An 18,735-nucleotide genomic window follows, 5' to 3' on the forward strand; every position below is an offset into this window, starting at 1 on the left:
TAACTGCAATGAAGCTCAATTATAATTTTGATGGAAATATTGCTTGCAGAACAATATTACAAGATCAATTAGAAAAATTAAATATAAACTATCAATTACTGGATTTAGGCCAAATTGAAATTAGTGATAATATTTCTGAGGATACTTTTGAGGAACTTCAAACTTCACTCAAAAGATTTGCAATTCATATCATCGATAATCCAAAAGGACAGTTAATCCAAAAAATTAAAGATGCTATAATTGAAATTATTTATGATAAAGAAAAATTTCCTAACACAACAATTTCTCAATACCTAGCTGATAAATTGAATTATAGATATGGATATATGACGAATATTTTTTCCGAATACACGCATACATCCATAGAAAATTTTATTATTATTCAGAAAATTGAAAGAGCAAAAAAGTTTATTATCGACGGGGAATTAAGTTTGACAGAGATTTCGTATGAACTAAATTACAGTAGTGTGGCTTATTTGTCAACTCAGTTTAAAAAAGTAACAGGATTAACACCTTCCATGTTTAAAAGAGTAATTGATAAGAGAAGAAAATTATCAAATACGGAATAGAAAAATAATGAAAATAATACCCACTATTATATGATTACACATCAAGATCCAATGCATATTCTTTTAGCCGATGATGACGAAGATGATCGCACTTTTTTTAGTGAAGCTATTACGGAGCTTAAAATGGATAATAAGCTGACTTTATTTAAAGATGGTAAAGATTTGATGGATTATTTGGAGCTTCCTGATATCAAGTTGCCTCATATTTTATTTCTAGATTTAAATATGCCCGGGAAAACGGGAATAGATTGCCTAAAAGAAATTAGAGCTAATACTCGTTTTAAAGACGTTTCGGTTGCCATATATTCGACATCATCATCAGAAAAAGATATTGAAGATACCTTTATTGAAGGTGCCAATATTTATATAAAAAAACCAAATGATTTTTCTATGTTGAAAAAAGTCATTAAAGAGGTAATAAATATGAATTGGCAATTTCATACCTCAGGATTAAACATAGAAACCTTTTTCTTTAGCATTTAATAAAAAAAGAGATGAAATTTTTAAAATTATTTAAAAATTCTCAAGTATTCAAATTAGCCTTGGGTGTCGCTATTCTTGTCGTTTGTTATTTTGGGTCTAAGTTCTTTTCTCAGATGCAACGACTCACGTCAACACTTGAGTTAATCGCAAAATCCAATGAGACTCAATTGGAATTGGAGAAGCTTTTATCTATAATAAACAGCTACGATTATAGTTTACGTAATTATATTATTACCAAAGATGAATCCTATTTACAAAATCGATTTCTAAACAGAGGAATAATCGAGGAAGGAATAAAGAAATTAAAAATCTTAACGGTAAATGATTCTGTAAGAAATAAAGATATTCTAACGCTTGAAAAACTTATTAACTATAGATTCAAATTATTCAGAGAAACATTAATTGCTGCTAAAAGTAGTAATGTAGATCGATTAGGACTTAATTCTAAGTTGAAGAAAAGTAATGATTACACGGAAATGATGAAATTGTTTGTCTACAAAATAATTAATTCAGAACGATTAAAAACTAAATTTCAAAATTCGAATCATCAATTTGAACTGCAGGATTCGTTAATGACTGCCTTTCTATTAATTATTTTATCTCTTCTGATCCTGTTGCTTTCATTTAACAAAACCAATGGTGATATTGAAGACCTTAAGCAGGCAAATGATAAATTAATGTTGCTTAATGAATCATTTAATGCGGCTGAAAAAACGGCTGGTTTTGGTCATTGGATGGTTAATTTAGAAACAAATCAATATACTTTTTCAGACAATATGTTTCGGCTTATGGGAGTTGAACCCAATGCATTTGAATCCACTTTAGAAAATTCAATCAAATACTTACATCCCGATGATTTAGAATATGTCACGCAAGTTCATAAAGATTCTTTGGTCAATCATCAATCAACGTCGATAGTGTTTAGGTTTTTAACTGCATCTAATGAGGTAAAATATATCATGGGTGTTGGAAGTTTTACTAAAGACGGAAACGGCAATATGATTAAAATAGGGGTAAATTATGATATTACAGACCAGTATAAAAGAACGCTTGAACTGGAGGAAAATAATAAAGAGTTAAAATATATAAATTCAGAGCTTGAATCTTTTAATAATATTGTAAGTCATGATTTGCAGGAGCCACTTCGTAAGATCCAAATGTTTATTTCCAGAGTAGAAGAAAAAGAATTTGATGGGCTTTCACAGCAAGGAAGAGATTATTTTTCTAAAATTAGAATTGCAGCAAACAGAATGCAAACATTGCTTATTGATTTGGTTAATTATTCCAGAACCATAAAGGGCGATAAAGTTTTTGTTGAAACAGATTTAAACAAAATTATATCCGATACTATCCAAGATTTGACAACAAATATTGAAGAGAAAAGTGCAATACTTCATATTGGACAATTACCAATAATTAAAGCAATTCCATTTCAGCTAAAACAGCTATTTATAAATTTAGTTTCAAATTCGCTAAAATACAGTCAGGAAGATAATATACCTCAAATCAACATCAATTCTGAAGTTATTACAGAGGAAGAAGTTTCTAATTACGAAATAATTAATAAGGAAGATTATTATAAAATAGTAGTTGAAGATAATGGAATCGGCTTTAAACAAGAATATGCGGAAAAAATATTTCTTTTATTCAAACGTTTAGAAACTGATCCTAAATATTCAGGAACAGGACTTGGTTTAGCTATTTGTAATCGAATTGTAGAAAATCACAAAGGATTTATTAAAGTAAAAAGTGAACCTAATCGTGGTTCAAAATTCTATATTTTCCTTCCTAAAGGAGATTTAGTTTAATTTTAATAATTTTCAAAAAAAACTATAGCTAATGTTAATAATTTCGGTGGCAAAAACTAAAGATCTTAAATTAATCAGAGAGATTGCATATGGTTCTTGGCCGGCTACTTATGGTGCGATTTTATCCAAAGAACAGATTGACTATATGCTCAATTTGTTTTATTCAGAGGAAACTTTAAGCGAGAATTTAAATGAAAAAGGCCATCATTTTATATTACTTCATGAAGATACTAATTGCATAGGATTTGCCTCGTTTGAGCATAATTATTTAAATAAAAATCATACTCGATTGCATAAAATTTATTTACTTGCGCAAGCGCAAGGCAAAGGAGCTGGAAAGTTGTTAATTGATACTGTTGAAAAATTAGCTACAGAAAATCATTCAGACGTTATTTCATTAAATGTAAATAAATTTAATAAAGCGCTTTCTTTTTATCAAAAAATTGGTTTTAAAGTGGTCGCTGAAGAAGTTATCGAATTAGATTTTGGTTATTTGATGGAAGATTACAAAATGGAAAAGAAATTGTAATTGTTTCTGAAATTGTAGTTTTTGCTAATAATTATGCAAGGATGAATTTGCGGTAAAACTATATATTATCGTACATTTACTAGTAAGAATTTATCCAAACATATCGTTGTTTCAAATAAAGACAAAATGAGTTTTAAATCAATATTATTATTTTATTTACTTATTTTCAGTGTAGTATCTTGTTCTAAAAAAAGTACCGAAGAAACAAAACCTACTTTAGGAGATGTAACTGAAAGTGTTTATGCTTCAGGCGTTATTAAAGCGGATGGGCAATATACCGTTTTATCTACAGTCAGTGGAACACTGCAAAAAGTAAATGTTGTCGCTGGTCAGTCTATAGTAAAAGGACAATCACTATTTGAATTAGAAAGTGAAAAAGCGGAATTAAATACTGAAAATGCCCTATTAGCATATCAATTAAGTCAGCAAAGTAACCGCTACATTCAGGATAAAATTTCTGAAATGGAAATGAAAGTCCAGTCTGCCAAAGATAAACTAACCTTGGACGAATCAATTTATAATAGAAATAAAGTCATCAAAAACCAAGGTGGTATTTCGGAAGTTGATTTTGAAAGAGTAACATTAGCATATAAAAGTTCTAAAATCAATTATGAATCTGCCAAAAAACAATTGGGCCAACTCAAAGCACAATTAGAAAACGACCAAAATCGCAATCGCATCAATCTTAAAATCAATCAAAAATCACAAAGCGATTTCATTGTTAAAAGCGCCTTTTCAGGGGAATTATTCGATGTATTGGTAAAAGAAGGAAGTCTGATCACTCCGCAAACTCCTTTGGCAATTATAGGTAAAGCAGGTTCTTTTTTATTGGAATTAGAAGTAGATGAAAATGACATGGTACACGTTACGCTGGGGCAAAAAGTACTGGTGACGATGGACAGTTATAAAGGTCAGGTTTTTGACGCAGTTGTCGATAAAATTTATCCTATCATGGAGGAGCGTTCCCGTACTTTTAAAATTGAAGCTCATTTTATAAAACGACCTCATAAATTATATCCCAACCTTACCGCTGAAGCGAATATTATCATTCAGGTAAAGAAAAATGCAATCACGATTCCTAAGTCTTATTTAATTCAAAACAAATATGTTTTAGTAAATAAAGATGAAAAGCGGGAAGTGAAAATAGGTTTGAGTGATTATCAGAAAGTAGAGATTTTAGAAGGATTAAAAGCTGAAGAAACAATTTATATGCCTTAGTAATGAACTTCAAATTAATTTTAAATATTGCGCTACATTTGCTTCGAGCCAGACTAAAACAAACTATTGTTGCGGCTGTAGGAGTAACTTTTGGTATCGCCATGTTTATTTCTTTGGTTAGTTTTATGCATGGTTTAAATGATTTATTGGATGGATTAATGCTTAATAGAACGCCTCATGTTCTTTTGTATAACGAAATTAAACCTTCTGAAAAGCAACCTGTTTCATTGGCTGATGATTATAAAAATAACGTCAATTTTATTCATTCTATAAAACCAAAAGACAGAGGGAAATCTATTTACAATGGTAAAACGATTATTAAAGTTTTAAAAGAAGATGCACGTATTATTGATGTTGCGCCAAAAGTTACAACGCCAGTTTTTTTTAATTCTGGAACCATTGAAATTTCCGGAATCGTTAACGGTATTGATGTTTTACCGGAAGAGAAATTATTTAAAATCAGCGACTATATCATCGAAGGGAAAGTAGCTGATTTGCTCCAGAATAACAGTATTATTATAGGAAAAGGATTGGCAGATAAAATGTTGCTTTCAAAAGGAGATATTATTAAAATCACTACTTCTAAAGGGAATTTGGCCTCTTTGAAAATCGTTGGAATCTCTGAAATTGGTATTGCCGAAATTGATAATACGATGAGTTATACTTCATTGGCCACAGTCCAAAAAATCTTAGGAGAACCCACAAATTATATTACTGATATACAAATTAAACTTTTTGATATGGCTTCGACTCCTGCTGTTGCAAAAGAGTTTAGGGATAAGTTCAACTTGGATACCATCGATTACCAAACAGCAAACTCACAGTTTGAAACCGGAAGTACAGTACGGAGTATTATTTCCTATGCAGTAGGCGTAGTGTTGCTTATTGTGGCTGGTTTTGGAATTTACAATATCCTAAATATGATGATTTATGAAAAAATGGATAGTATTGCGATTCTAAAAGCAACAGGTTTTTCCGGGAATGATGTTAAATGGATTTTTGTATCACTTTCTATTATTATAGGACTTGCCGGGGGATTATTTGGATTGTTATTTGGCTATATTTTCTCTTCCATTATAGATGTAATTCCATTTGAAACGGCTTCGTTGCCCACAATCAAAACCTATCCCATAAATTACAATCCGTTGTTTTATGTTATCGGAATTACTTTTGCATTATTTACCACTACAATTGCAGGACTTTTCCCTGCGTTGAAAGCCAGTAAAGTTGATCCAGTAGAAATAATCAGAGGAAAATAACGATGGAGAACAACAAAGTTTTAGAGGCGGTTGGTTTGAGTAAATATTTTTATGACCCTGTGAAATTTAAGGTCTTAAAAGAAATTAACGTGAGTATTAATCATGGTGATTTTGTCTCAATCGTGGGAAAATCGGGTTGCGGAAAATCGACCTTGTTGTATTTGCTTTCTACGATGGATACAGATTATGACGGTCAGATATTTATTCATAAAGAACTTGTTACTGGAAAAACCGACAAAGAGCTAGCATTAATACGGAATGAGAAGATAGGTTTTGTATTTCAGTTTCATTATTTGCTAGCGGAATATAATGTCTTGAAAAATGTCATGCTTCCGGGAATGAAATTGGGTAAATACTCCAATCAGGAAATCGAACATCGAGCGATGAAACATTTGAAAACATTGGATATGGAAGATCAAGCCTTAAAAATGCCAAATCAATTAAGCGGAGGACAAAAACAACGTGTAGCTATTGCGCGCGCTTTAATAAATGATCCGCAAATTATTATGGGTGATGAGCCTACAGGAAATTTAGACAAGAAAAATAGCGACTTGGTTTTTGATATTTTTAATAAATTGACGCAAGAACAAAATCAGACGTTATTAGTTGTTACCCACGATACTGATTTTGCTGAACGGACTAATAGAATCATTACCATGGAAGATGGGAAAGTAATTTTGTAACTGCTTATTTAACTATAATTTCGTGTTTGTAAAGCAATCCTTTTATGCCTTCTACAGAAAAAACAGCTTTCTTAACTTTCGTCTTGGTTGGATCAATAGTGTAATTGTAGCTTGTTTTAAAATTAGCTTTATTAGCAATTGCTTTTGCAAATTCAGCTCGGTATAAATCGCAATTTTCAAATAGTACTTCAGTCAAATCGGTAGACATAAAATCGACTGCAATTAAACTACAATTAGTAAAGGATGTTCCTTTGATTTTTAAAGTATAAAATTTGGAAAAATCCAAAATACAATCATTAAAGGTAATTTCGAAAATTAATTTGTCGCACATTGCAAAATTTACTTCTTTGATTTCGCAACGATTGAAAATCGCGGTTCTAAAGGCTACATAGTTAATCTTTGCATTGCTAAAAGTACAATCATTGAAGGTACAGTCAATAAAAGTTACTGCGAGAAATATACATTGAGAGAAATTACAATTCGTAAAAGTACAACACTCAAATTCCTTAAAATTTACTTCTTCCTCGCGATAAATGATGTTATTATATTCAATATCTAGAAAATATTCTGGCATTTATGGGTTTTAAATTCAAGTTTAGGTCGATTATTTTGCGCAACAAAGAAACAAAATTCTAAACCTATACTATTCAGAATTTGAAATAATTATTTTTAATATATTAAACTCTGTCAAAATCTCCTTTCCAATTAATAATGGCTTTTTTAATTGCTTTTCCCGAAAGATTTTCATTCAACGTTCTTTCCGTAAGTGAAGGAAGTTCTTCATCTGGTGCAAATCGTAGCGCAAACAATTGGTCGTCATTTAATTGGTATTCAAAATCCTCCAATCTTTTACCTGTAATAGAAAAATAGCGGTACCGAAGTTCCAGTCGTACAATACGGTTTTGCAAAGTCAATGCATAATGTTGGCGCAACATGAACGCCAGACAAAACAGAACAACGAAAATAGCACTGATGAAAGTCCAAATCAATTGGTCTTCGGTGGTACAACTAAAATACACGCTGAAGGCCAAAAAAATCATTATAATAGGATAATAAACAAAATGATGAGGAGGGTAATACCGAATATGATTTTTATAGGATTGTGTTTCCATGATTTTATTTAAAGTTTTTTAAAGATAGTCAAAACAACTTATTTGAAAGCAAACAGGATTTTTAATTGTGAAAAAAACAAAAATTATATAAGTTTAGAATTTTATAAATCCTTTATTAATTATATAACTTCTAACTAAAATAAATTCCATAAATTTATTAAAAATTAAAATTATGATAGCAACGAAAGGGTATGCAGTACAGGATGCTAAGACAGATTTAGCTCCTTGGAATTTTGAAAGACGTGAAATAGGGCCGCATGATGTACAATTTGATATTCAATTTTGTGGTGTTTGTCATAGTGATCTTCACCAAATTAAAGACGATTGGGGTGGCGGTATTTATCCAATGGTTCCAGGACATGAAATCGTAGGTAAGGTTATAAAAGTTGGAACTCATGTAAAAAAGTTTAAGGTAGGTGATTTAGCCGGGACTGGTTGTTTGGTAGATTCTTGTAGAACTTGTGAAAACTGTCAAGAAGGTTTGGAGCAGTTTTGCATAAACGGGAGTACAGCAACCTATAACAGTTTAGAACAGGATGGAAAAACTCCTACTTACGGAGGCTATTCTAATACTATTGTGGTGCATGAAGATTTTGTATTGCATGTTTCTGATAAATTAGACTTAGCTGCTGTAGCCCCTTTATTGTGTGCAGGAATTACAACATATTCGCCATTAAAACATTGGAAAGTAGGGAAAGGACACAAACTGGCAGTGTTAGGATTGGGTGGTTTAGGTCACATGGCAGTTAAATTTGGCGTTGCTTTTGGTGCCGAAGTAACAGTGTTAAGTACATCTCCAAATAAAGAAGCTGATGCAAAAAAGTTGGGAGCACATCATTTTGTAGTAACTAAAGATGCGGAACAATTAAAAAGTGTAACAGGGAAATTTGATTTTATTCTGGATACGGTTTCTGCACCACACGATTTAAATTTGTATCTTTCATTATTAAGAAGAGATGGTGTTCATATTTGTGTAGGTGTTCCTCCTACGCCATATGAAGTTCATGCTTTTAGCTTAATTGGAGGCAGAAAAAGTCTTGTTGGTTCTTTGATAGGAGGATTGCCGGAAACTCAGGAAATGTTGGATTATTGCGCGGAGAAAGGAATTGTTTCTGAAATTGAAATGATTGATATAAAAAATGTGCACGAAGCTTATGACAGAATGACAAAAGGAGACGTTCGTTATCGCTTTGTTATTGATATGGCTACATTGTAAAGCAATTATAAAAAGCAAAAACCCTAAACATTTTAGTACTGTTTAGGGTTTTAATTTGTGACCTTGACTGTAAATCAACATTAACCATATCTATTTGAATATCAGTATTCATATTTGCTTAGTGGGAAGTTTGTGGGAAGTTTTATCAATTAACTCTTTTAATCGCTCGATCAGTTCGCTGTCATTGTCGCCAATGATTACATTCAAATGATCTTCTTCATTATCGTTATTTTTCATATTTATGTTTAAAAAGAAGTTTACACTAATTTAAATAATTTCAAAAATTCATTTTCTGTTACCAAATCAAGCCCCATATCTTCAGCAGTCATTATTTTAGACGGCCCTGGGTTATTTCCAACAATTAATACTTGAGTCTTTTTACCGACGCCCGTATCTACATCGGCTCCAACCTCCCAAAGTAGTTTAGATATTTCGTTACGGTCTGCGAAATATTTAAAATCGCCTGTAATCACGACTTTTTTACCATAAAAGAAATGTGATTTATCTTCGACATCTTTTTTTGGATATAAATATTGTTTTTCTAATTTTTTTTCAGAAAAGGAAATTATTTCTTCTTGAGTGTAGTTAATTGTATTTTCTGATTTTTTTCTTGAGGTAGTTACTCTTTCAGTTTGAAGATTATAACTTTCTTGTTGTGATTTGAGGTAACTGTATTTTTTATATATCTCATGATAATTAGTTTCCATAATTTGGGAGTGTTTTTTAATCTTATTATTTGAAATAAATAAATAAATTGAAAATATGATTAATCCAAATGTTAAAAATTCCATAGTTTAAAGTGTAATTAGTTATTTTAAATCATCTTTTTTAGGTTTACTCTTTTATATTCTGGACAAGCATATAATCACCTTGATCATTAAGTAAATCTTTTAATGGCATATCTGGATAAACACGCAATAGTTTATTTATAATTTCCGTGTATAATTCCACCCAACTTCCAAATACTTTAGAAAGTTGTGAATGCTCTTGGTCATAATCTTCTAAAAAACCTTTTGCGATATCTGGCTGCTTAATACTTAATCCGTGATCTTTAACAATGCTTTTTATTTTCTCCCAATCTTTAAATTCAGTTTCCATACTATTTTATTTTTTAGATTCCTTTTTCATTTCTGGTTTTGGTTCGGCAACATAAAGATGACTTTCCGAAGCCTCTTTGTCTTTTTTTAACTTCAAAATTTCTTTTTCAAGATCTTCTATTTTTTTTCTTTGGAACTTTATTAAGTCAGTTTTATCTTTAAGTTCATCAGTTATATTTTGTTCTTCAATAGTGTTTTCAATAACGCTATTGCCTTTTTTTATTGTATTTCCCGCTCCAGTTAGCAACCATTCAGCATTTATTTCAGTAAAATTTTTTACAGTATTCTGTATTGGGTTTATTCCTGCATTACTTCTTCCTTTTAATATTTCATTCATTGTAGATGTACTAATCTCTATCATTTTTGCAAAATGACTAGGATTAGACACTTGTTTATCTTTTAACAAGTAGTTATAAACATCTAAAAATCGGATTGTTATGTCATTCATATTAATATTTTTACAGAAAATTGTAAAATGATTGTTATTTATACAGAAAACTGTATATATTTGCAATAGTAATAACGTATTTCTACCGTAGCAAATTACAACAATATAAATTTAATTCAAAATAGCACTTATCTATGATTAAAACAGCCGAAAGAAAGAAAATGAAAAAGGTCTTTAAAAAAGGCTATTCAAAAGAAGTTCAGCAAAAACTAAATGAGAAAAATGTGGTGACACAAAAAGGAACCCCTTACGGATTCTCATTTATAAACCATGTTTTTAACGGACGAAACGAAAACATCGCAATTGAAGCAACAATTCTTGAATTGTATACTGAAAAAGTAGAAGCTACAAAAAAGCTGAAGGAAGAAAAAAAGTCAATTTTTAAAGCGTAAAAAAACCCGAAGCTGTAACTCCGGGTCTTACTTAATAATAACCTATAAAAGATTAAACTAATGGAAAGCAAATCTACAAAAGAAAACCAAATTCACCAAATCCCAGCCGGATTACTTCTGGGTGACAAAAGAACCGAAATCTTTGGGTGTCGTACTACTAAAAAAACATTTTTTGTTACCAATGGGCAAACAGCACATTTTAATGAAATATGCGGTAAAAAGAAAGCACAAATTTTTGAGCAGATGCTTAATGATGATGCAGCTATTGAAGATTTAAAACATTTATCTCAAGAAGAAGCCATTGAGAAATTCGCTTTTTGCATTTACGGCGCTGCTGATCATGAAGCGGACTTTTGCGAAGAAGGCGAACTTCATAAAGCGGATAACTTCATTTGTTCCAATAATTGCCAATGTCTTAAATGGAAATCTAAATCCATTACAGTTGATGGTATCCCTCTTACAGCTCGAGAAATACAAATTGTCACGCTTATGGCTTCGGATCTGGCCGATAAGCAAATTGCATCTGAACTGAACATTTCAGAAAGCACATTGAACACCCATAAACATAACCTTTTTGAAAAAGCAAGTGTGCACTCAAAATCTGGTCTTATTACTAAAGCTATTAACCAAAAAATAATCCAATAATTATGACATTAAAATTCACATATACAGGTTCAGAAGCGTTAGAAATGCTTAAAACTACATTTCCTAAATCATGGGAACAAGAGATTACGGATGGTCAGATATTTATACGCTCTTTAATGAGAATGTATCAACTAACGGCCGTTGAAGCCTATCAAAAATTTTTAAATCAAACGGGTTCTGTAGAGAAATCAATATCAACCCTTGCAGCATTACATGTAATGAATTGCCAAAGTAAAATTGCTGAAGAGATCAAAGGAATCCAAGAAAATCAATTAGCGTATGGCAACCAACTTATTGCACTTGAATCTTCGAAAAACACCTCATTTGAAGATAAAAAAACATTACGCTCCTACTATATATCCAAGCAAAATGAATTACAACAACGTATTGAAAACATCATTTTCGACTATCCCGTTATCGGTGCGAAGAGAGTTATTGTGCAAACAAACTTATTCAAGAATTGACACTACAGGTTTGACCGTTTCACAATATTATAATCTCTATATAAAAAAATAAATGTATACCGAAAAATCAATTGACGAAGTTAGAAATGCTGATATAGTTAAAATCATTGGTCATTATTGCGAACTTAAAAGATCGGGTTCTAAATGGACATCCGAGTCACCATTTAATCACAGTAAAGATTCCTTTTTTGTCACTCCAAGTCTTAACATGTACAAATGCTTTTCTACAGGCAAAGGCGGTGACGGGATAAGTTTTGTTCAAACGTATAAAGGCGTTTCTTTTGGTGAAGCCGTAAAGTTAATTGGCGACATCTGCGGGATTGTTCTGGAAGAGGAACAACTGTCTGAAGAAGCGGAACGCAAACGAAGCTACAAACAGGAATTGTTTGATATAAACGCAGTTGCTTGTTTAAAATATGAAATTCAGCTAAAAAATGCAGCTGCTGATCACTGGGTTGCAAAAATGCTGGTTGATCGCGATATCAACGATGCCACTGTCGAAAAATTTAGAATTGGGTTTGCACCCAAAGAATATAAATTGATTACCAATCCACTTATTGAAAAAGGAAAGCTGGAACAGGCTATTTCTGTGGGTTTGTCACTTACTAAAGAGGGAAATAGTTTTGATTTCTTCAGAGACAAACTGCTTTTTCCTATTCGGGATGTTCGCGGGAATGTGTTGGGTTTTGGCGGTCGTAGATCTAATGAGGCTGATGGTCCTAAATACATCAACACGGGTCAAACGGATATTTACAATAAAAGCCAGGTACTTTATGGTTTATTTGAAAATAAAGAATTTATAGCTAAAGCAAAAACCGCTTTTTTGGTGGAAGGGTATACAGATGTTACCGGGCTTTCTCAACACGGTTGTGAATTAGCAGTTGCCAGTGGTGGAACTGCATTGACTCCGGAACAGGCAAAGTTAGTTCACCGTATTGCGGATCATGTTATCATTTTGCGTGACAATGATGGGCTTGATGAAAAAGGAAATGAGCAAAAAGGAACTTTGGCAGCACTTAGAGATATCAATATTCTTTTGGCTGAAGGATTGAAAGTTTCTATTGTGATTTTGCCGGAAAAAGAAGATCCGGATAGTTATGCCAAAAAAACGGAACATGTAGAAAAAATGCTTTTTGGTAACGCTGAAGATGCAGTGAACTGGAAAACCATAAAACTGAAAAACAAGGCGGCCAATGATCCAAATGAGTTATCAAATGCCGTTACTGAAATTTCATTGATGTTATCCCAAATAAAAGATGATATCAAGCGAAATGCGTATCAAAAAAATTGTGCTAAAATAATCAAGCAACCTGAAAAAGTAATCAAAGAAAAAATTGAAAGCTTTTTTAAAATAGCTGAAATCAAAGCGGCACAATCAGAAAAAGTTCAGACAGAATCATCAGAATATTTGGGTTTGCCAAAAGGTTCTGATTACAAGCAATTTCTTGAAAAAGGCTATGTTACGCACGAAAACAATGTGTTTTTTAGAGGAAAAAACAGTTTCATAAAAGGTTCTAATTTTAGAATCACACCTCTTTTTCACGTTTATGGAAAATCAGATAATAAGCGTTTGTGTGAAGTTATAAATGACCGCGGCATTAAAAGACTAATTGATTTTGATTCTTGTGATTTTAACCAAATGTCAAGGTTTGAAAATAAATTAACCGATGAAGGTAATTTTACTTTTTCTTCAGAGGTAACTGTGCCTCAATTTAAGTTATTAAAGAATGATGTACTTGGCAATTTTATAACGGCTTTTGAATTAAAAACTTTGGGATGGCAACACGAAGGGTTTTTTGCTTATTCTAATTTAGTTTCTTATCTCGGTGTTTCAAAAGAACCAAACGATTACGGAATCATCCAACTGGATTCGGGCGTAAAAATGGAAAGTGATTATATCGAGGATGTAAAACACTTTTATTCTCCAGCTGCATCAGTAATGTACAAGCATTCCCGTGATGGTGATGATCCCTATGAGAATGACAGGTATTTAGTTTTTAAACCTGCACCTATTGCTTTTCATACATGGATGAACCAATTGAAAAAGGTGTACGGAAAAAAAGCCACAACAGGCATTGCGTGTATCTTCTTTTCGATTTTCAGGGACTTATTTGTAAAAACCTATCAGATATCGCCAATACTGTTTTTAACTGGTGAAAAAGGCTCTGGAAAATCCAAATTTGCCGAAAGTATCGCTGCTGTTTTCTCCTATAAACAACCCGCTTTTGATTTGAATGCTGGAACGATATCCGCATTTTCAAGAAGATTAGGGCGGACCACTAATACCATGACCATTCTGGAGGAATTCAATGATTTGATTGATTTGAAAATGAAACAATCTATCAAAGGATCCTATGACAACCGCGGGCGTGAAATAGGGCAAAATACAGGCGATAACAAAACCAAAATGACAAAAGTAAACTGCTTTTTGGTAATCCTTAGCCAGTATTTATCCAGTTGGGATGACAACTCCATTACTTCCAGAAGTGTGATTGAACACGTAATTAAGCCAATTGAAAATTTCACTAATGAAGAAGTGGCCGACTTTAATTTAATCCAGTCCTGGGAAGAACAAGGTTTGACCAGTTTTATACTGGATATCGTGAAATACCGCCCAGAAATTGAAGAAAATTACAGGCGTGTTTACGGTGAAATTATCAAGGATTTTAAAAAACAATTAAAAGATACCGATTACCAAGAACGAATGCTTCAGAATTACACGGTGTTGCTGACTCCAATAAAAATTTTGTTTGACAAATTTCAATTTCCTTTTACCTATAAAGAAATGCAGGATCAGTTTAAAGAGGCAATCGTTGATAGTTCTGATTTAATTGTAGAAAGTGAAGGACTAGCTGAATTCTGGAGAACCATGGAGTATTTACGTGACAGATCACCGTTCCCATTGATAAAAGAAGGAATTCATTATGTAATTGACACTCCATTGACATTGAAACTGCAAACTAAAAAAGGCGAGCCGGACAAAGAGTGGAAAAATGAAAAAAGAGATCAGGTTATAATTATAAAATTGAACCCAGTTCATCAATTGTACCATAAAGAAGTTTCAACCCGTGAAGGTGTAGATGTTATTACAGAAAATACATTGAGAAATTATTTTAAGTCCAAAAAATACTTTTTAGGTACAATTAAATCATATCGATTTGATGATACATCAACATCAGGATATATTTTTAATTACACAATAATGCACGAAACAGGAATCTTGAACCTGATCAGAACGCAAAAGAAAGAGCATGCTGAAGATCCTGTATATAACAATGGAAGCGCTGAAGATGATCCTGACTGGTTAAAAGCAAAATAGTATGAACTCGCCACGAATAACATGTTTGACCGCTAAAAAATAAATTTTACAAATATGAAAACGAAAGCTGTTATTTTAAATTTAAGAGTGGCCAGAGCCACGGACTTTTCAGACGAACTGGGACAAAAGAAGTATGGCTGCATGTACTTTCAGCAGTCCATCAAAGGAACTTTTTGTAATCAGCCGTATTTCTTTCATGAAAACACAAATTTGGAAGTTTTCAAGGAATTGTACCAAACAGAACAGATTTGGGTTTTGGCTGGCATATTTGACGATGTAGAGATAATAGAAAAACGTAAACCGATAATCACCAATGAAACAAAAAAATATCATAAGAGCCATAAAAGCCCTCGCCCTTGCTTGTGCAGCAAATAAAGGTTTCACCGGAAGTGAAGCTATTCAAGAATTGGCAAATCAGAAAATGAAATTACTAATCCCTTTAATAAAAACAGAACATGAACAACAACATTAAAAAAGTAGAATCTGTAACAAAACCAAGATTCATTGTATTAGAAAACGGTGTAGAAGTGCTAAAAGCTTCAAAAAAAGAATTAGCTGATGCGAGAGTGCAATTGCTTCAGGAAGCATTTAAACCATTGATAATTTTAGTTGATCACAAAGAAAAAACATCAATGCATTACAGCAAAACCATCCACCAGAAAAACTATCGCATTGAAGCTGGAGACTACGAAAAAGACACGGCCTTACCTCCAGTGACTGAAGTTCCACAAACCGAAGCTTAATTTTTAACCTATAAAAGAATAAACAAATGGAAAATAATATTATTGAAATACCCGTAAAAGGAATAATTATAGGAGAGTATCAAAACTTTGATTCCTGGATAAAAAATGTACAGGAATGCGCGAATAAACATGGATTTAACTCCAAGTTATTGCACCAAGACAAAAACGGATTTGCAATCACTGGTTATGATCTAATAAACCATAAAGACCGCAGTCCTTATCCTGTAAAAACCTATTTATTAATTCAGGACCCTACCATAGCAAAACCACAATCATTCAAAGCAACTTCAAATAATTAAATCATGAAACAAGGAAAAAAAAGAACAATGAGCATTTGTGTATCAGACATTGACAAAAGCAAGATTGTAGCACATGAAAATGGTAAAAAGTACCTCGCTATTGAAACATGGGACAATGAAACCCCTGATAAGTACGACAATGATTTTAGTGTGGCGATTTCTTTTAATAAAGAAGAGATTGAAAAGAAAAAAGCAGGTGAAGAAGTAAAAAGAGTGTATTTAGGAAATGGCAAAATATGGCCAGACACTAACACTACAAGAGCAATCACAAATGAAGAAGCTGATGATTTACCTTTCTAAAGATGTATTCATTTAATGAAATTAAAATCATTTTCAGTCGCTGTTATTCAGCAAAAGAAATAAAACAAATCCGGGAAGCCTTCGCTATTATTTTTGAAGACAAAAGTATTTCGAATCAGCATTTATTTTTCATTCGGAAACAGTCAAGGCTTCGCTCCCGGGAATTAGAAAATTTAAAAAAATAAAATTTATGAGTAAGAAAAACTATCCCATTTATGGACTTAACGAAAAAGCCTGCTTGCATTGTATGCAACTACGTGAAGAAAAAACTGCCTTGTTAATTGAAATTTTCCCAATATGAAAGCACTTAAAAAGTTTCTGAAAGAAATATACAGTGCGTTAAAAGCACAATCTAAAAACTGCCCACGAGATACTAAATGGTAATCACATGGAAGAAGAACAAATAAATCCAGAACTGATCGCTTTAGGAATTGAAATACAAACGGAACTGATAGCAATCGCAATGGATGAAGTCGAGATCATGAACTTTTGGGACGAATGTTATAAGGCAGCACTAAAAAACAAACCAAAACCATTTTAATTTAAGAATTATGAGCAAAACTAAATTTCACCCAATACTGTTTTCTACACCAATGGTTCAGGCAATAATCGAAGGAAGAAAAACCCAAACCCGCAGAACAAAGAGACTGGAATCCATTAATGAGAATCCGGATAATTTTAAATTACTAACTTCTTTTGACGAACCTGAGAATTTATCAACAGCATTTTACACTAGGAATAATGGTAATCTGTATGTGCAATTTATGAATGGAAGCAAGAATCATGATATAAAATGTCCTTATGAAATGGGTGATGTGCTTTGGGTTAGAGAAACGTTTTACACCTTTTCAAATTGGGACCATTGGAAACCCAGAATGCTTAAAAGTGTGAATGTAGAGGTTTTTTATACTGCTGACTTACAAGATGATTATATATCTAAGCCATTACATAGAGGGAAAACGAGACCAAATATTTTTTTACCTGCAGCATACGCTCGCATTTTCCTTAAAATAAAATCAATTCGAGTGGAGCGATTGCAAAGCATTGATTACAAAGAAGCCATTAAAGAAGGAATTGAAATGAAAATTGTAATTGAAGACGGTGTTGATATTCCTATTCAGGGATGGACTAATTATTTAGGAGGTGACTATTTTACTTCAGGTGATGGGAAAAATACACCAGAAGAAAGATCCTTTTTCTCACTTTGGGAATCAATAAATGGAAAGGAATCCTTAGAGCAAAACCCTTTTGTTTGGGTGTATGAGTTTGAAAAAATTGATAAACCTTTAGATTTTATCTGATGGAAGAATCACCATTTAAAGGGTCAAATTTAGAGACTACGATCAATAATACAAAGAACGCGGACCATCTTTATAACTTAACGGATTCCGCCTTTAAAAAGCAACCTAAGTCTAAGTTCTGGAAGGAAGCATTTGAATTAATTAGTAAAAAACACAAAAAAAATGAATCAAGCAGAAACCACATTAAAAATAGCAGCTGAAGAAATAAAAGAAGTTTTACGCAAACACAACTTAGCAGCTGCAGTTGCTTTGCATTCGCCTGGACATGGTGAATATTTTGTACACCTGAATCCTACCTATTCCTGTGCCTACATGTACCAGGATAATGAGGTTCGATTTTACAGTAAAGCAGCGGATTATAAAACCCCAACGGAACAACTGGAGAAACAAGCTGATACTGCTAACATGTTGAAACTTTTGACTGAAACAACGGCATTCAATTTTGGGTGTTTGGATTTTCTTTCCAAAGAATTTGATGAATTAACCGGTGCTGAGCATTATTAACTTTTAAATAGGAAAAAGATGCTATATAGTCAATTAAGGATGTATGCCATTTCAATGAGGTTTCGTGAATTGGGAATAGAAAGGATTGAAGAAATTAGACAACGTAGAATGAGAGCTTTTTTACCTGAACCAATACATTTTAAAATACAACCAAGAGACGAAAACTTTTCTAATTTATACGATAGAAATGGAAAATTATTTGAATTACCAAAATCAAAGTATCATAAGTAGCGGTTTCAACCAAGCTGAAATATAACGACCGTGGCTAAAATCCGTTTCAATGGCGTTTAGCCATTGTTAGAGAGAGTGCCTTTTGGCAGTCTCTTCGGATTTTATCCACGGTCGT

The 18,735-nt window shown here is 32.4% G+C and carries 26 protein-coding genes; 20 read left to right on the forward strand and 6 right to left on the reverse strand.

What is annotated here, in order from left to right; all coding sequences use genetic code 11:
- Positions 1-8: 8 nt before the first annotated feature.
- From C4S35_RS11495 to C4S35_RS11525, 7 genes are all read left to right on the forward strand, one after another.
- The gene (locus C4S35_RS11495) at positions 9-569 is read left to right on the forward strand and encodes a helix-turn-helix domain-containing protein (protein WP_104000301.1); all 561 of its coding nucleotides are present in this window, start codon (positions 9-11) and stop codon (positions 567-569) included.
- 30 nt (positions 570-599) lie between these two features.
- Positions 600-1,052 (forward strand): response regulator, encoded by a 453-nt coding sequence (locus tag C4S35_RS11500; RefSeq protein ID WP_244175264.1) that lies wholly within the window; start codon positions 600-602, stop codon positions 1,050-1,052.
- Between the two features lie 11 nt (positions 1,053-1,063).
- Positions 1,064-2,860, forward strand: a complete 1,797-nt coding sequence (locus C4S35_RS11505) for an ATP-binding protein (protein ID WP_104000302.1) — start codon at positions 1,064-1,066, stop codon at positions 2,858-2,860.
- 31 nt (positions 2,861-2,891) lie between these two features.
- Positions 2,892-3,389 (forward strand): GNAT family N-acetyltransferase, encoded by a 498-nt coding sequence (locus C4S35_RS11510; RefSeq protein WP_104000303.1) that lies wholly within the window; start codon positions 2,892-2,894, stop codon positions 3,387-3,389.
- A gap of 126 nt (positions 3,390-3,515) precedes the next feature.
- A complete protein-coding gene (locus tag C4S35_RS11515) occupies positions 3,516-4,607 on the forward strand; it encodes an efflux RND transporter periplasmic adaptor subunit (protein WP_104000304.1) in 1,092 nt (363 codons plus the stop codon).
- A 2-nt stretch (positions 4,608-4,609) separates the two neighbouring features.
- Positions 4,610-5,866: an ABC transporter permease gene (locus tag C4S35_RS11520; protein ID WP_104000305.1), complete on the forward strand. Its 1,257-nt coding sequence runs from the start codon at positions 4,610-4,612 to the stop codon at positions 5,864-5,866.
- A 2-nt stretch (positions 5,867-5,868) separates the two neighbouring features.
- Positions 5,869-6,549 (forward strand): ABC transporter ATP-binding protein, encoded by a 681-nt coding sequence (locus C4S35_RS11525; RefSeq protein WP_104000306.1) that lies wholly within the window; start codon positions 5,869-5,871, stop codon positions 6,547-6,549.
- A 4-nt stretch (positions 6,550-6,553) separates the two neighbouring features.
- Here the strand turns inward: C4S35_RS11525 and C4S35_RS11530 are convergent, their stop codons facing one another.
- Positions 6,554-7,123: a pentapeptide repeat-containing protein gene (locus tag C4S35_RS11530; protein ID WP_104000307.1), complete on the reverse strand. Its 570-nt coding sequence runs from the start codon at positions 7,121-7,123 to the stop codon at positions 6,554-6,556.
- A gap of 103 nt (positions 7,124-7,226) precedes the next feature.
- On the reverse strand, positions 7,227-7,661 hold the full coding sequence (locus C4S35_RS11535) for a DUF6526 family protein (RefSeq protein WP_104000308.1): 435 nt from the start codon (positions 7,659-7,661) through the stop codon (positions 7,227-7,229).
- 172 nt (positions 7,662-7,833) lie between these two features.
- On the opposite strand from C4S35_RS11535, the gene C4S35_RS11540 reads away from it, so the two are divergent.
- A complete protein-coding gene (locus C4S35_RS11540) occupies positions 7,834-8,877 on the forward strand; it encodes an NAD(P)-dependent alcohol dehydrogenase (protein WP_104000309.1) in 1,044 nt (347 codons plus the stop codon).
- A 108-nt stretch (positions 8,878-8,985) separates the two neighbouring features.
- Here C4S35_RS11540 and C4S35_RS16220 read toward each other — a convergent pair whose 3' ends face one another.
- The 4 genes from C4S35_RS16220 to C4S35_RS11555 are packed head-to-tail and all read right to left on the reverse strand — an operon-like array spanning position 8,986 to position 10,422.
- Entirely contained in the window at positions 8,986-9,114 is a 129-nt protein-coding gene (locus tag C4S35_RS16220) for a hypothetical protein (RefSeq protein WP_279627797.1), read from the reverse strand.
- A 20-nt stretch (positions 9,115-9,134) separates the two neighbouring features.
- Positions 9,135-9,668, reverse strand: coding sequence for a BRCT domain-containing protein (locus C4S35_RS11545; RefSeq protein WP_104000310.1), 534 nt, complete (start codon positions 9,666-9,668; stop codon positions 9,135-9,137).
- Between the two features lie 43 nt (positions 9,669-9,711).
- Positions 9,712-9,975, reverse strand: a complete 264-nt coding sequence (locus C4S35_RS11550; RefSeq protein ID WP_104000311.1) for a hypothetical protein — start codon at positions 9,973-9,975, stop codon at positions 9,712-9,714.
- Positions 9,976-9,981: 6 nt separating this feature from the next.
- Positions 9,982-10,422 (reverse strand): hypothetical protein, encoded by a 441-nt coding sequence (locus tag C4S35_RS11555; RefSeq protein WP_104000312.1) that lies wholly within the window; start codon positions 10,420-10,422, stop codon positions 9,982-9,984.
- A gap of 134 nt (positions 10,423-10,556) precedes the next feature.
- On the opposite strand from C4S35_RS11555, the gene C4S35_RS11560 reads away from it, so the two are divergent.
- The 12 genes from C4S35_RS11560 to C4S35_RS11620 all read left to right on the forward strand — a co-directional run bounded on the left by C4S35_RS11560 (position 10,557) and on the right by C4S35_RS11620 (position 18,620).
- Positions 10,557-10,814 carry a hypothetical protein gene (locus C4S35_RS11560; protein WP_104000313.1) on the forward strand — a complete coding sequence of 86 codons (258 nt, stop codon included), beginning with the start codon at positions 10,557-10,559 and terminating at the stop codon, positions 10,812-10,814.
- A 60-nt stretch (positions 10,815-10,874) separates the two neighbouring features.
- Positions 10,875-11,459 (forward strand): response regulator transcription factor, encoded by a 585-nt coding sequence (locus C4S35_RS11565; RefSeq protein ID WP_104000314.1) that lies wholly within the window; start codon positions 10,875-10,877, stop codon positions 11,457-11,459.
- A gap of 2 nt (positions 11,460-11,461) precedes the next feature.
- Positions 11,462-11,923 (forward strand): hypothetical protein, encoded by a 462-nt coding sequence (locus tag C4S35_RS11570; RefSeq protein ID WP_104000315.1) that lies wholly within the window; start codon positions 11,462-11,464, stop codon positions 11,921-11,923.
- A 52-nt stretch (positions 11,924-11,975) separates the two neighbouring features.
- Positions 11,976-15,242 (forward strand): DNA primase, encoded by a 3,267-nt coding sequence (dnaG, locus tag C4S35_RS11575; RefSeq protein ID WP_104000316.1) that lies wholly within the window; start codon positions 11,976-11,978, stop codon positions 15,240-15,242.
- A gap of 54 nt (positions 15,243-15,296) precedes the next feature.
- A complete protein-coding gene (locus C4S35_RS11580; protein ID WP_104000317.1) occupies positions 15,297-15,617 on the forward strand; it encodes a hypothetical protein in 321 nt (106 codons plus the stop codon).
- A gap of 80 nt (positions 15,618-15,697) precedes the next feature.
- Positions 15,698-15,985 carry a hypothetical protein gene (locus C4S35_RS11585; RefSeq protein ID WP_104000318.1) on the forward strand — a complete coding sequence of 96 codons (288 nt, stop codon included), beginning with the start codon at positions 15,698-15,700 and terminating at the stop codon, positions 15,983-15,985.
- 26 nt (positions 15,986-16,011) lie between these two features.
- Complete coding sequence (locus C4S35_RS11590) at positions 16,012-16,284, forward strand: hypothetical protein (protein WP_104000319.1); 273 nt, start codon at positions 16,012-16,014, stop codon at positions 16,282-16,284.
- A gap of 3 nt (positions 16,285-16,287) precedes the next feature.
- On the forward strand, positions 16,288-16,584 hold the full coding sequence (locus C4S35_RS11595) for a hypothetical protein (protein WP_104000320.1): 297 nt from the start codon (positions 16,288-16,290) through the stop codon (positions 16,582-16,584).
- 388 nt (positions 16,585-16,972) lie between these two features.
- On the forward strand, positions 16,973-17,125 hold the full coding sequence (locus C4S35_RS15630) for a hypothetical protein (protein ID WP_159916727.1): 153 nt from the start codon (positions 16,973-16,975) through the stop codon (positions 17,123-17,125).
- A gap of 10 nt (positions 17,126-17,135) precedes the next feature.
- Positions 17,136-17,885: a hypothetical protein gene (locus C4S35_RS11605; RefSeq protein WP_104000322.1), complete on the forward strand. Its 750-nt coding sequence runs from the start codon at positions 17,136-17,138 to the stop codon at positions 17,883-17,885.
- Between the two features lie 162 nt (positions 17,886-18,047).
- Positions 18,048-18,389, forward strand: coding sequence for a hypothetical protein (locus C4S35_RS11615; RefSeq protein WP_104000324.1), 342 nt, complete (start codon positions 18,048-18,050; stop codon positions 18,387-18,389).
- 18 nt (positions 18,390-18,407) lie between these two features.
- A complete protein-coding gene (locus C4S35_RS11620; protein WP_146059538.1) occupies positions 18,408-18,620 on the forward strand; it encodes a hypothetical protein in 213 nt (70 codons plus the stop codon).
- Positions 18,621-18,735: the final 115 nt, after the last annotated feature.

It is taken from the genome of Flavobacterium urumqiense, assembly GCF_900108015.1.
Taxonomy (GTDB): domain Bacteria; phylum Bacteroidota; class Bacteroidia; order Flavobacteriales; family Flavobacteriaceae; genus Flavobacterium; species Flavobacterium urumqiense.

Coding starts and splice junctions, on each gene's coding strand:
- C4S35_RS11530 (WP_104000307.1), bottom strand. CDS start 7,123: ATGCCAGAATATTTTCTAGATATTGAATATAATAACATCATTTATCGC.
- C4S35_RS16220 (WP_279627797.1), bottom strand. CDS start 9,114: ATGAAAAATAACGATAATGAAGAAGATCATTTGAATGTAATCATTGGC.
- C4S35_RS11515 (WP_104000304.1), top strand. CDS start 3,516: ATGAGTTTTAAATCAATATTATTATTTTATTTACTTATTTTCAGTGTA.
- C4S35_RS11595 (WP_104000320.1), top strand. CDS start 16,288: ATGAAACAAGGAAAAAAAAGAACAATGAGCATTTGTGTATCAGACATT.
- C4S35_RS11545 (WP_104000310.1), bottom strand. CDS start 9,668: ATGGAATTTTTAACATTTGGATTAATCATATTTTCAATTTATTTATTT.
- C4S35_RS11570 (WP_104000315.1), top strand. CDS start 11,462: ATGACATTAAAATTCACATATACAGGTTCAGAAGCGTTAGAAATGCTT.
- C4S35_RS11540 (WP_104000309.1), top strand. CDS start 7,834: ATGATAGCAACGAAAGGGTATGCAGTACAGGATGCTAAGACAGATTTA.
- C4S35_RS11585 (WP_104000318.1), top strand. CDS start 15,698: ATGAACAACAACATTAAAAAAGTAGAATCTGTAACAAAACCAAGATTC.
- C4S35_RS11590 (WP_104000319.1), top strand. CDS start 16,012: ATGGAAAATAATATTATTGAAATACCCGTAAAAGGAATAATTATAGGA.
- dnaG (WP_104000316.1), top strand. CDS start 11,976: ATGTATACCGAAAAATCAATTGACGAAGTTAGAAATGCTGATATAGTT.
- C4S35_RS11580 (WP_104000317.1), top strand. CDS start 15,297: ATGAAAACGAAAGCTGTTATTTTAAATTTAAGAGTGGCCAGAGCCACG.
- C4S35_RS11555 (WP_104000312.1), bottom strand. CDS start 10,422: ATGAATGACATAACAATCCGATTTTTAGATGTTTATAACTACTTGTTA.
- C4S35_RS11510 (WP_104000303.1), top strand. CDS start 2,892: ATGTTAATAATTTCGGTGGCAAAAACTAAAGATCTTAAATTAATCAGA.
- C4S35_RS11505 (WP_104000302.1), top strand. CDS start 1,064: ATGAAATTTTTAAAATTATTTAAAAATTCTCAAGTATTCAAATTAGCC.
- C4S35_RS11565 (WP_104000314.1), top strand. CDS start 10,875: ATGGAAAGCAAATCTACAAAAGAAAACCAAATTCACCAAATCCCAGCC.
- C4S35_RS11500 (WP_244175264.1), top strand. CDS start 600: ATGATTACACATCAAGATCCAATGCATATTCTTTTAGCCGATGATGAC.
- C4S35_RS15630 (WP_159916727.1), top strand. CDS start 16,973: ATGGAAGAAGAACAAATAAATCCAGAACTGATCGCTTTAGGAATTGAA.
- C4S35_RS11520 (WP_104000305.1), top strand. CDS start 4,610: ATGAACTTCAAATTAATTTTAAATATTGCGCTACATTTGCTTCGAGCC.
- C4S35_RS11525 (WP_104000306.1), top strand. CDS start 5,869: ATGGAGAACAACAAAGTTTTAGAGGCGGTTGGTTTGAGTAAATATTTT.
- C4S35_RS11535 (WP_104000308.1), bottom strand. CDS start 7,661: ATGGAAACACAATCCTATAAAAATCATATTCGGTATTACCCTCCTCAT.
- C4S35_RS11620 (WP_146059538.1), top strand. CDS start 18,408: ATGCTATATAGTCAATTAAGGATGTATGCCATTTCAATGAGGTTTCGT.
- C4S35_RS11550 (WP_104000311.1), bottom strand. CDS start 9,975: ATGGAAACTGAATTTAAAGATTGGGAGAAAATAAAAAGCATTGTTAAA.
- C4S35_RS11615 (WP_104000324.1), top strand. CDS start 18,048: ATGAATCAAGCAGAAACCACATTAAAAATAGCAGCTGAAGAAATAAAA.
- C4S35_RS11605 (WP_104000322.1), top strand. CDS start 17,136: ATGAGCAAAACTAAATTTCACCCAATACTGTTTTCTACACCAATGGTT.
- C4S35_RS11560 (WP_104000313.1), top strand. CDS start 10,557: ATGATTAAAACAGCCGAAAGAAAGAAAATGAAAAAGGTCTTTAAAAAA.
- C4S35_RS11495 (WP_104000301.1), top strand. CDS start 9: ATGAAGCTCAATTATAATTTTGATGGAAATATTGCTTGCAGAACAATA.